Genomic DNA, 11143 nt, shown 5'->3' with positions numbered 1-11143 from the left:
TTTGGTAAAGGTTGTATGTTAAACTGTTTAAAGTATTGCTAGGCAGATCATGCTGAGTATTACGGTTTTTTAATCAGAATTTTTTTTATTGAATGTGTAAGAATAAAGGAGAAAAAAATAATGGAAACAAAAAAGGTGTTACCCGTTCTTTTTTTAGTGATGTTTTTAGTCATGGTCGGGTTTGGGATCATTATTCCCGTCATTCCTTTCCTCGCTGAAAAGGTTGGGGGTAGTCCAACTGAGCTTGGTCTATTAATGGCTATTTATTCGTTAATGCAATTATTTTTTGCCCCGATGTGGGGAAGGATCTCTGACCGGATAGGGCGTAAGCCTGTCATGGTAATCGGCATTGCTGGATTGGCCGTTTCGTTTTTCATCATGGCTTCGGCAGACTCTTTATGGGTGTTATTTGTAGCTAGGATTATTGGCGGGATTTTATCATCGGCAAACATGCCGACCGCAATGGCGTATGTGGCTGATATCACGACGCCGGAAGATAGGGGAAAAGGGATGGGGATCATCGGGGCTGCTACAGGGCTTGGATTCATCTTCGGTCCGGCGATTGGAGGGGTTTTCTCCAAAACAAGTTTGAATTTACCTTTTTACATTGCCGGGCTTTCCTCTTTGATTACGTTAATTTTAGTGATTGCCATACTGAAGGAATCACATACAGTTGAAAAGAGAGCCTATCAGACTAAAAATAAAGAGTCCATGTGGAAAGCCTTCAAAGGACCTCTTACGATCATGTTCATACTACAATTGATCGTCACGCTTTCAATGGCAGGACTTGAAACGACTTTTGCTTATTTCGCCGCCAAAAAAGCGGATATAAGTCTTGTTCAATTAGGATATATCTTTATGATCATGGGATTTGGTAGTGCGATCGTTCAAGGTGGGTTAGTGGGAAGGATGACAAAGAAATATGGGGAAGGTGCAGTCATACGAATCGGCATCATCATTTCGGCAGTTGGTTTCATTCTCATACTGTTTTCTTCAGGCTTCTGGACATCAGCGGTCTTCCTAACGATTTTCGGAGTGGGTAACGGATTCATCCGGCCTGCAATTTCAGCACTGCTGACCAAAAGGTCTTCGACAGGGCATGGCAGTGTAACCGGCCTGCTTTCTTCCTTTGACTCATTCGGCAGGGTAGCGGGGCCACCAATCGGAGGTTGGCTATTTTCGATTTCGATAGGTTTACCTTTCATATCAGGCGCAATCCTTTCTGTTTTTGCATTGATTCTTTTCCAGATTTACCACGCACGGACTAAACAAGTACAAGGATCTCATTAATTTGATGATAGCAAAAAACCCCATTTCTAAAAATAGGGTTTGTCTCGGGCGGTGCTTATGATAAGCACCGTTTTCTTTATTGAATCATGTTCAGGAATTTGCGTGTGCGTTCTTCTTTCGGATTCGTGAAAATTTGTTCGGGTTTTCCTCGTTCCATTATTATTCCTTCATCCATGAAAATGACCTCGTCGGCGACCTCGCGAGCGAAACGCATTTCATGAGTGACAACGATCATTGTCATGCCTTCTTCTTTTGCCAGATCTTTCATGACCCGTAACACGTCTCCAACTAGTTCAGGGTCAAGAGCGGAGGTGGGTTCGTCGAATAGCATGACCTTTGGCTCCATTGCCAGGGCCCTTGCAATACCGACACGTTGCTGCTGTCCGCCGGACAACTGAAAAGGATAAAAATCAACTTTGTCACCTAAGCCCACTTTTGTAAGCAGGGCAGCAGCCGTTTCTTTCGCTTGATGTTTAGCTATGTTTTTTACAATGATGGGACCTTCCATTACATTTTCCACAGCTGTTTTATGGGGGAAGAGGTTATAGCTTTGGAACACCATCCCGGTCAAACTGCGAAAAGAAGTAATCGATTTTTTTTTAACGGGTTTTTTGAAGTCCATTACGGTTTCATCGATTTCGATCGTTCCGTCCGTTGGCACCTCAAGGAGATTTAAACACCGAAGAAAGGTTGTTTTACCTGAACCCGAAGGACCGATCAATACTATGACTTTACCTTGCTCCACTTCCAAATCGATGCCCCTTAATACTTCAAGGTCACCAAATGATTTATGAAGATTCTTAATGTTGATCATTTTAAAATCCCCTTTAATTACTGCGGTTCTTATTTTGCTACATAACGATTAAGTCTGTCCTCTAAACTTCCTTGAATGAAAGATAGGATGGTACACAAAATCCAATATAAAGCAGCTGCTTCCATGTATAATAGTAGAAATTCATAGTTTTTTGCAGCAATTTCTTGAGCTTTACGGAATAATTCCGTTACAAGAATGAGTGATGCAAGCGATGTATCTTTTAAAAGGCTAATGAACGTGTTGGATAATGGGGGAATGGATACACGCGCTGCTTGCGGCAAAATGATGCGCTTTAAAGCTTGGGTATATGTCATCCCGATTGAATAGCCTGCTTCCCATTGTCCTTTTGGTATGGATAAAATGGCTGCTCGTATAATTTCCGAAGCGTATGCTCCCACATTTAAAGAGAATCCTATAATAGCCGATATGAAAGGATTAATGGTTACACCTAAATTTGGAAGTCCATAGAAAATGATAAATAATTGCACAAGTAAAGGTGTCCCGCGGATGATTGACACATATACACGCGCAATTATTTGAAAGATTTTAATGGAAGATAGTCTAGCCAATGCTGTGAGTACAGCGAGAATAAGTCCGAGAACGAATGTGATTAATGTTAGTGGAATCGTATATTTAATAGCTCCCTCTATCATCGGATAGAGGGAGGTTTGAGCGATGGAAACAAGCTGGTTCATACGCTCAGGGTCACTGAAAATATTACTTAGGAGAAACATCTTCACCAAACCATTTATCTGAGATTTTTGCGTACGTGCCGTCGTCTTTCATGGCTTTAAGTGCTTTGTTTACTTCTTCCACTAATTTGTCGCTGTCTTTTCTGAACATTAAGCCACTTGCGACTCCGCTTTCTTCTTCATCAGCCACTTTGATAGGTGCATCCGGGTGTTGCTTTTTATAATCAAGGTACGACAATTTGTCATTGATAGTAGCATCTACACGTTTAGAACCTATAAGCTGTACAGACTGCGAAAATCCTTCTATACCGGTAACTTCAGCACCATGTGATTTGGCTATTTCATTGTAGTTACTCGTTAAAGATTGTGCAGAAGTCTTTCCTTTCAAGTCATCGAATGATTTAATATCCGAATTATCTTTGTGAACAAGTAAAACGGCTCCTGATTGGATATATGGATCAGAGAAATCATATTTCTTTTGACGGTCTTCATCGATGCCCACTTGGTTTGCGATCATATCAAAACGTTTCGCATCCAGTCCTGCAAACATGCCGTCCCATTGTGTTTCCTTGAATTCAGCTTTCACTCCAAGGCGTTTTGCCACTTCTTTAGCAATTTCCACATCAAACCCTGTTAGTTTGTCCGAATCATCGTGGAATGTGAAAGGAGGGTATGTACCTTCTGTTCCGACTGTTAATACGCCATCTTTTTTAACTTTATCATAAAGATTTTCTTTTGAAGAGGATTTATTGTCGGTATCATTTGCCTCATCTTTTGTACTTGTGCCACAAGCGGCAAGTACAATCGTGAACGCTAATAATAGCGATAAAAGTGTAACCATTTTTTTCATTTCGGTAAACCTCCTAGTAATCTGATAGGGATTGATACTCTGTGATACTATACAAGAAAAGGTAAAAAGTCAATGAAAATAACTTGTATCTTTAGTGTTATGAAATCTTGGTGAATTATACGGATTTTTATAGATTGAAGTGAATTAAAAACTCAAGTTTTTCCTTCCGGAATTCCGAGGAAGTCGTCCAATAAAAATGAAATGTTCATTAAGCCTTTCTACTTATAGAAAAAAACTCTCATCCACGTCGATTAGCAGGCGAATGAGAGTCTATTTTGGACCGTCGGAACATTTTTTATTACTTAATGTATGTCATGCTTTTTATCCTCAACGCTGACGAAAATAGGATTCGAATAGAACCAAAGGTCTTTATAGTTACGTTTGTTGATTTCGGCAAAACGTGTTTCGTTATCCTCAATTTCAGTCTTTTTATCGATCAGCGGTTCCCCGTCCATCGTTTCTCCAGAGACATTTTCCCCTTGGTTCGTGCCTCGCAAACGGAAATATTGATCCTTATTTGCTTTGACTTTGTAAGTGATGGAATGGTAGCCGTCGCCATCAATTTTCCAGTCTTTACTTGTAAAGCGTTTAACCACTTTTGTCGTATCATTGGTGTCTTTATTATAAGCAGGTGTACCTGGCACAGCTTTCCCGGTTACTTCCCCCGAAATTAAATCCACATGATCCACCTTGACAGCGTCCCCGTTGTTGTTCTTTTCGGGGCTCTTAAATCGGATGGTGATCTTGACCATTTGTCCTTCCTTCACTTTAAGGTCCCCACCCATATCCACCTTGCTATGTCCGGTTTTAGCTTGGAAATCAAGGGCGTTGATCAAGTCACCGAAAACGGAGAAGGATTTCCCAGATCGCATGCCGTCAAGGACGGATTGCATCGTTGAACCTTTCACCCAAGTATAATTCTTGGAATATTCGCCAGGCCAGTATCCGCTGGAGTAAAGTCGGTTTTGACTGATTTCGAAATGAGAGTCCGAATTGGAAAAGGTCCAGAACTGACGACCTTCACCAAGAAGCGCATCCCATGCACCACCTACCTTAGCAAGTATGTAATCAGAACCGCCATAGGTCCTGTTTTCGGGTGTTGTCAGGTTTAAGCCACCTCTGTCTGGCTCCAACTGGTTACCCGGCATCCCTTCAAATCCGAACATGACATCCGGCGCGATATTGTTAAAGTCGCGGAAATCAGATATGTTGTACACCCTTTTTCTTGATGGATGGTTCAAAATGGCATAACTTGTATGCTTATAATTCTTCTCAAGCCATGCCAAGGCTGTTCGAGCATCCTCGGGTGTCTTATTGGCCCTTTGATCTTGGGTTTTCCAAACGGCTACATCCTTAGAATCAAACATCTTTTCATCCTGGTTGGTGAACAGATATTCGAACTGATTGCCAGCTTTCAGACTTTTCGATGAGCTCGGCTGATCTCCCAAAATGCCTATGCCGACATGCTCATAGGTGGGCATGTCCCATTCGAAGCCCGAAAAGATGACTTTATTTTTATATTTGCCCTCTTTTTGCAGTTGTTCCATTTTCGGAGCTTGATATTGAATGATTCCTTGAGACAGCGGAATCGGTCCGCCTGGTAACAGATGTCCCTCATCATCCCTTGAAGACATTCTCAAGTGGTCGGAAATCCCCATCCAATCCATCCCATACTTGTCAAATCCATTATTTAATACGCTCTCAAGGGTTTGAGATTCTTCAGCATCGTCGGACTGCGTGGTATGGACATGATATTCCCCTTTCAACCATCTGCCTCCTGGATTTATCTTGTTGTTTTCTTCTGTATCTTTTGCAGCAACCGGAAGACCTTGAGAAAGGATGGCCATGCTAAGAACCAATCCTGTGAATGATTTGAACTTATTTATCATTTTTCCGTACCTCCAAATAATGAAATAATATGGAACAAGCTAATTTTATTGTAAAAGTATTAATAATCTGTTTGGAAAAAGTATGGTTTTTGTAAATGGATTGAACGGTTAGGGTTCATTGAAGAACTATCAAGAAAAAACCTGAAAAATTAATTGTGAGATGGATAGAGAATGAAGGGGGGAGCAGAAAAAAGGTTGCAGAGAAATATCTCTACAACCTGCGAAGTGAATATTGAAGTTTATTTAGCCTCAAGTAAATTGATATGATTTACGGTTTGATCTTCACCTACAATGAATTGCAGTTCATAATCACCTGTCTTGTAGATATAGTTGATTTCATTCGTACTGTATATATGGCGTATTTGGTCAGCGCTACCGAGTTGTTTCCCTAAAACCTTAGGAGTGATGCCTCCTAGGTTATGATCCCGTTCAACATTTGTCCCAAAATACCTGATTTGTGAGATGACCTTGTCTTCATTATAAGCAAATGCAAATCCTGGATGTCCCATTTCTGCATGGTAATAGTCAAAAGTTTCATCGGCATTCCCTGGTTCAGGGGGAGAACCGAATGTAGCATATACTTCTTGTTGGGTATTTTCTTTAATTTTTAAACCCGTTGCCGTATAAGGCATTTCCCCAGAAAAGGCTTTATTGTAGATTTCATGTAAGGTGGTAACGGCGTGTTCCTTTGCTGTGCTAGAAGTGGAATCGATTTTTGATGCAGCCTCAACCGGTTCTGTTGAAAATGATGCACCTGCCCCTAAAAGAGAACCGGTTAGAATGGCGGCGCTAATCATTCTTGATGCTGGTTTTTTAGATAACATTACTTATCCCTCCTATATTATTGGTTTTCCACAAATTTCTAACCTTAAAACATTTTCGGCGTGATGTTTCCATCGCGTAGTAATCCGAAAATTCTATAAGGCCTTTAATAGGCATTTATGTTTATAAACCGTGTTTTTAAAAAAGGTACTAGCCGTCACTCATAAATAGTCCTTTATTTTCTTTGGTTGTAAGAAAAAGTATTTATTAATAAAATTATCTAGTTTAAATAAGCTTGCAAGATAAATCACACATCATTTCACGGCCTGTCATTATGTATGAAAATTGTGGAACTGCCGGACGTTTACCGATGACCATAGATCGGATTAACATGAAATCATAATTTTTCTCCCAAGGGGGTAGTTAGAATGAAGAGGAGCTGTCTATTAGATAGCTCCTCTTCATTCACTATTCGGCAGTGAAGATCATTAAGGGGTCTACATGCAAATAAAACATGAATTCCAAAATGAAACCCATTGAAAACGATGCAATTAATCCCAAACACTGATTCTAGGAACTCCAGCAGTTCTTAAGTAATCCAATAACTGACCAGTATGTACAGACTCATGATAGGCAATTCTTAACAACATGTCTCCTAAATCTCTAATATATCCAATATTCGACCGATCAATTTTAATGGTGGATAAGTCGTCTTCGCCGAAAGAATTTATTGTTTCTAGAAAATCACGCCTGTAAGGTTCGGCAAATTTTAATTCCGCTTGGACAGAGAGAAGTGGCTGTTTTTCAAATGGTGATTCATAAACTGGTAAGCTACCTTGATTTTTAATAGATAAATGATAGTAATGCTCACTATCAAGGACATGTCTAACCATCTCTAAACAACTCATTGCAACGTCGTCCGGTTTCCAATGGAGTTTGTCTTTAGGTAGTGAAGTCCATAGTTTAATATTTCTTCTTCTGACCTCTTCCAGGTTTAAGATAATTAGATCGATTGATTTCATAATTTTCTCTCCTTTTAAGCGGGTATACATTCACTATACACGAATGGAGGTTGGAAATATGGGATTATTTTGATTATATAGAAAATTTAACAATCGATTCAAGGTAGTGAATTTATTGCGTATTACTTCCATATATCTATAGTACCGCTCCTGTTCAAAAGAGAGTAAAGGGAAACAGCCTATGAATTCGTGTAGAATTTACAGGCGATTTCATTCCCTAGTTTAGTATGGAGGAGCACATGATTCATAAATTAATCCTGAAATTAAATACGTATTTGTAACAGACAGAGCTATGGAAGGGTAAAACAGGTTGTATTTTTCTTTTTATCTTACTTCTTAATTACGCTAATAGCGGGCAGGAGGACCTTTTTAAATTAGTGATTGAATGAGAATGTCATCATGAAAGGTTAAAATCGGTTTAAATCCAAAGTCTTTAAATTTTTGCAATGCTTCAGGATTATTTTTGTTAACAAAACCGGACACTACAAGAATCCCTTTTTGCCTCACATAAGCTGCTAATTCTGGTAAAAGGGATTGTAGAATTCCCTTTCCTCTATATTTCTTGTCAATGACTACATAATTAAAATGAGCTACTTTAGTTAAATAAAGATTATAACAAAGAAAACCGACTACTTTACCTTTATCATTACAAATCACAAGTACCTTATGTGACTCCTGTAAAATTTCATGCACTTTATCAGATGAAACCCGAAAATTACTCACCGTAATATCCGTTAATTTCTTGATATCTTTTTTAGGTTTCCAGTCTCGAAAATACATCATAACTTCACCTTTTCTCTATTAAACGAAAAATGCGGAAATCATATTATTTTTTATTAACATGGAGACCCTATAGAATAATCCAAAGGGTCTCCATATTAATCTCAAAAAAGAAATCTCTTAATCCCTTCTGAGTTCCTTGATTGAAATAGGTTCCTTAATTGAAGTAGGTTCCTTAATTGAAGTAGATTCCTTGATTGAAATAGGTTCCTTAATTGAAGTAGATTCCTTGATTGAAGTAGGTTCCTTAATTAAAGTATTTCTATTATTGTTTAATAATTCATTCAAGATTTTTCTCAAGGCATCCCTGCCTCTGCTATTTTCACTTCCGGAATTGCCAGCATTGGATCCGCCAGTTCTTCTTAGTTTTTTGTTTGACACTGCAATCATCCCTTTGCTTTATAAATTTCCACATTACTAATTTATGTGTAATATCCATTTTTGTTTGGACAAGTTCACCAATTATCACACGTCGTATGTTATGTATTCGTGATACCATTTAATGTAATAAGATGGTATACTTGTGAATGAATTCACAAAAAGGTTCAAACTGGTTATTATTCGACCTATTCACTCATAAAAGAAAGCGGGTTGGTTAAATGCTGAAGAAAGTGGTTTTAGCTGGCGGGACTGGTTTTGTAGGTCAATACTTTGAACGGCATTTCAGGAACTTGGGGTATGAGGTGAGGATCATCTCCAGGCAAACTCCGCATATCGGCTGGGAAGATAAAGTAGGAATAAGAGACACGATCGATAATTCGGATATGTTGATCAACCTCGCAGGAAAAACAGTCAATTGCCGCTATAATGCCAAGAATAAGAAAGAAATTTTAGATTCACGAACCGAAACGACTGAAGTGCTCGGACAGGCGATTGAACATTGTGAAAATCCTCCTTCATTATGGATAAACTCAAGTACGGCAACAATATACAGGCACGCTGAAGATAAACCAATGACAGAGGAGGAGGGGGTAATCGGTTCAGGCTTTTCCGTTGATGTAGCGAAAGCATGGGAGCGCTCATTTTTTGATTTCCAGTTACCCAAGACGAGACAAATTGCTTTGAGGATCGCCATTGTTTTGGGCGATGGGGGAGTGATGACCCCTTATAGGAATTTAGTTAAATTTGGCATGGGTGGCCACCAGGGTTCGGGAAATCAAAAATTCAGTTGGATACATATTGATGATTTATTTAACATTGTCCTATTTCTGAGAAAGAATGAAGAGTTGAGCGGGGTATTCAATTGTTCTTCCCCGTACCCAGTTACAAATCGTGAGTTGATGGCCCATTTGAGAAAGGTCATGAATAAAACGATAGGAATGCCCTGCCCATCACCCATGCTTGAAATGGGGGCCTTCTTTATGGGGACGGAAACTGAATTGATTTTAAAAAGCCGCTGGGTCATACCTGAAAGATTGGAAAAGGAAGGGTATACATTTAAATTCAATCATCTTGATGAAGCTCTTGAACAGATACTCAACAGTTCTATTAAAGGGGTATAAACTGCAAGAAATTGATTGCTATAATAATAGAAAAAGATTATTAATGGAGGGGAATCACATAATGAATATGACTCCATCTGAAAAAGTCGGAAGATTCACAACAGGAATATTCTCAGAGCTGGCGACCCGCAAGCAGGATGCAATGAAACGAGGGTTGGATGTTATCGACCTGAGTGTTGGAAGTCCGGATTTACCACCGCCTGAATTTGTAATGGATACGCTTGTGAAGTATGCGCAGGATACTAGTTCGTATGGATATACGCTAAAAGGTACGCCTGAATTCCATGAAGCAGTCCGTCATTTTTATCAGCAGCGTTACGGAGTTGAACTGGATGAAGAAAAGGAAGTCCTCCAACTGATGGGATCCCAGGATGGTCTTGCACACTTGGCAATGGCGATGATAAATCCGGGAGATCATGTGCTGGTGCCAGACCCGGGATATCCAATTTATGAAGCGAGTGTAGAGCTTGCTGGCGGAATCATTCATCCGATGCCGCTTACTGCCGAGAATCGTTTCCTGCCGCAGCTCAACCGAATTCCGGATGAAATAGTGAAAAAAACGAAAATGATGATCATCAGTTATCCAGGAAATCCAGTCACCGCCCTTGCGGATGAAGCGTTCTTTTTAGAAGTCATCGCGTTTGCAAAAAAGAATGAGATCCTGGTGGTTCATGATTTTGCTTATTCTGAGTTGATATTTGATAATCATCCCCAAATCAGTTTTATGTCCATCCCGGGTGCCAAAGAAGTGGGGATTGAATTCAATTCACTTTCGAAAACATTTAACATGGCCGGATGCCGTATTGGGTATGTCGTTGGCAATCGCGATGCATTGAACATACTGGGAACTTTGAAATCACACATCGATTATGGGGTTTTTTATCCCATCCAAAAAGCTGCTGAAATGGCGCTCACTTCAAACCTTTCACTGCTATCCGATCAGGTGAAGGAATATGAGGCACGCCGTGATGCCTTGATATCAGGCCTTGCAAAAGGAGGATGGCATGTGCCGAAAACAGCGGCTACCATGTTCATTTGGGCCCAAATTCCTGCTGGCTGGAATTCACGCGATTTTTCCTATGCCTTGATTGAAAAAGCAGGGGTTACAGTCGTACCTGGCGATGCTTTTGGGAAGCAGGGTGAAGGGTATGTCCGGATGGCCTTGGTCCAACCGCCTGCGAGATTGACGGAAGCTGCTGAACGGATTCGATTGTTTTTGGAGGAGAAAATTGAAGTGTAAAAAATCCAGCATTCAATATATTCAGGTTAAAGGAACGCTCGATCACGGATCGAACGTTCTTTCTATTTATTTTCTCCCGCTTATATACTTTTCGTGGATTTATATAGAAAGAAACAGGGCACACAATGCAGCAAGTATCATTAAGGCATTTGCGAAATGGATGATATTCGCAGGCTGGCCGATTACCTGATATTCATAAACCGGGGGCAACTGGTAGGAGAGTTCGAAAAAGACAAATTGGCGCAGCAGTATAAACAGTTTTGGCTGGCCGAGGACTTGACGGCAGCGGCAATTCCAGGGGA

At 40.1% G+C, this 11143-nt stretch carries 12 protein-coding genes; 4 read left to right on the top strand and 8 right to left on the bottom strand.

Annotated elements, in window-relative coordinates; translation table 11 throughout:
- The first annotated feature begins 120 nt into the window (after positions 1 to 120).
- A complete protein-coding gene (locus ACQKMH_RS24995; RefSeq protein WP_427590036.1) occupies positions 121 to 1290 on the top strand; it encodes an MFS transporter in 1170 nt (389 codons plus the stop codon).
- Positions 1291 to 1366: 76 nt separating this feature from the next.
- On the opposite strand, the gene ACQKMH_RS24990 is transcribed toward ACQKMH_RS24995, so the two are convergent.
- The 8 genes from ACQKMH_RS24990 to ACQKMH_RS24955 all read right to left on the bottom strand — a co-directional run bounded on the left by ACQKMH_RS24990 (position 1367) and on the right by ACQKMH_RS24955 (position 8480).
- Positions 1367 to 2104 (bottom strand): amino acid ABC transporter ATP-binding protein, encoded by a 738-nt coding sequence (locus ACQKMH_RS24990; protein WP_427590035.1) that lies wholly within the window; start codon positions 2102 to 2104, stop codon positions 1367 to 1369.
- 29 nt (positions 2105 to 2133) lie between these two features.
- Complete coding sequence (locus ACQKMH_RS24985; RefSeq protein WP_061461694.1) at positions 2134 to 2838, bottom strand: amino acid ABC transporter permease; 705 nt, start codon at positions 2836 to 2838, stop codon at positions 2134 to 2136.
- Positions 2822 to 3646, bottom strand: coding sequence for an amino acid ABC transporter substrate-binding protein (locus ACQKMH_RS24980; protein ID WP_427590034.1), 825 nt, complete (start codon positions 3644 to 3646; stop codon positions 2822 to 2824). Before ACQKMH_RS24980 ends, ACQKMH_RS24985 begins: the two co-directional genes overlap by 17 nt.
- 302 nt (positions 3647 to 3948) lie before the next feature.
- Positions 3949 to 5535 carry an S-layer protein gene (locus ACQKMH_RS24975; RefSeq protein ID WP_427590033.1) on the bottom strand — a complete coding sequence of 529 codons (1587 nt, stop codon included), beginning with the start codon at positions 5533 to 5535 and terminating at the stop codon, positions 3949 to 3951.
- A 239-nt stretch (positions 5536 to 5774) separates the two neighbouring features.
- Positions 5775 to 6359, bottom strand: a complete 585-nt coding sequence (locus ACQKMH_RS24970; protein WP_427590031.1) for a YjgB family protein — start codon at positions 6357 to 6359, stop codon at positions 5775 to 5777.
- A gap of 489 nt (positions 6360 to 6848) precedes the next feature.
- Positions 6849 to 7319 (bottom strand): DinB family protein, encoded by a 471-nt coding sequence (locus ACQKMH_RS24965; protein ID WP_427590030.1) that lies wholly within the window; start codon positions 7317 to 7319, stop codon positions 6849 to 6851.
- A 369-nt stretch (positions 7320 to 7688) separates the two neighbouring features.
- Entirely contained in the window at positions 7689 to 8102 is a 414-nt protein-coding gene (locus ACQKMH_RS24960; protein WP_427590029.1) for an N-acetyltransferase family protein, read from the bottom strand.
- A gap of 117 nt (positions 8103 to 8219) precedes the next feature.
- Positions 8220 to 8480, bottom strand: coding sequence for a hypothetical protein (locus tag ACQKMH_RS24955; RefSeq protein WP_427590028.1), 261 nt, complete (start codon positions 8478 to 8480; stop codon positions 8220 to 8222).
- Between the two features lie 218 nt (positions 8481 to 8698).
- Here ACQKMH_RS24955 and ACQKMH_RS24950 point away from each other — a divergent pair, with 218 nt between their 5' ends.
- The 3 genes from ACQKMH_RS24950 to ACQKMH_RS24940 all read left to right on the top strand — a co-directional run bounded on the left by ACQKMH_RS24950 (position 8699) and on the right by ACQKMH_RS24940 (position 11031).
- Positions 8699 to 9601 (top strand): TIGR01777 family oxidoreductase, encoded by a 903-nt coding sequence (locus ACQKMH_RS24950; protein WP_427590027.1) that lies wholly within the window; start codon positions 8699 to 8701, stop codon positions 9599 to 9601.
- Between the two features lie 61 nt (positions 9602 to 9662).
- Positions 9663 to 10841, top strand: a complete 1179-nt coding sequence (locus ACQKMH_RS24945; RefSeq protein WP_427590026.1) for an LL-diaminopimelate aminotransferase — start codon at positions 9663 to 9665, stop codon at positions 10839 to 10841.
- Entirely contained in the window at positions 10831 to 11031 is a 201-nt protein-coding gene (locus ACQKMH_RS24940) for a hypothetical protein (protein ID WP_427590025.1), read from the top strand. Before ACQKMH_RS24945 ends, ACQKMH_RS24940 begins: the two co-directional genes overlap by 11 nt.
- Positions 11032 to 11143: the final 112 nt, after the last annotated feature.

The sequence above is a fragment of the Peribacillus sp. NPDC097895 genome (genome assembly GCF_050277555.1).
Classification (GTDB): Bacteria; Bacillota; Bacilli; order Bacillales; family DSM-1321; genus Peribacillus.
Note: the sequence above shows the minus strand (reverse complement) of the source record. Positions and strands in the feature narration are given on the sequence as shown.

Coding starts and splice junctions, on each gene's coding strand:
- ACQKMH_RS24960 (WP_427590029.1), bottom strand. CDS start 8,102: ATGATGTATTTTCGAGACTGGAAACCTAAAAAAGATATCAAGAAATTA.
- ACQKMH_RS24980 (WP_427590034.1), bottom strand. CDS start 3,646: ATGAAAAAAATGGTTACACTTTTATCGCTATTATTAGCGTTCACGATT.
- ACQKMH_RS24975 (WP_427590033.1), bottom strand. CDS start 5,535: ATGATAAATAAGTTCAAATCATTCACAGGATTGGTTCTTAGCATGGCC.
- ACQKMH_RS24965 (WP_427590030.1), bottom strand. CDS start 7,319: ATGAAATCAATCGATCTAATTATCTTAAACCTGGAAGAGGTCAGAAGA.
- ACQKMH_RS24995 (WP_427590036.1), top strand. CDS start 121: ATGGAAACAAAAAAGGTGTTACCCGTTCTTTTTTTAGTGATGTTTTTA.
- ACQKMH_RS24950 (WP_427590027.1), top strand. CDS start 8,699: ATGCTGAAGAAAGTGGTTTTAGCTGGCGGGACTGGTTTTGTAGGTCAA.
- ACQKMH_RS24985 (WP_061461694.1), bottom strand. CDS start 2,838: ATGTTTCTCCTAAGTAATATTTTCAGTGACCCTGAGCGTATGAACCAG.
- ACQKMH_RS24945 (WP_427590026.1), top strand. CDS start 9,663: ATGAATATGACTCCATCTGAAAAAGTCGGAAGATTCACAACAGGAATA.
- ACQKMH_RS24970 (WP_427590031.1), bottom strand. CDS start 6,359: ATGTTATCTAAAAAACCAGCATCAAGAATGATTAGCGCCGCCATTCTA.
- ACQKMH_RS24990 (WP_427590035.1), bottom strand. CDS start 2,104: ATGATCAACATTAAGAATCTTCATAAATCATTTGGTGACCTTGAAGTA.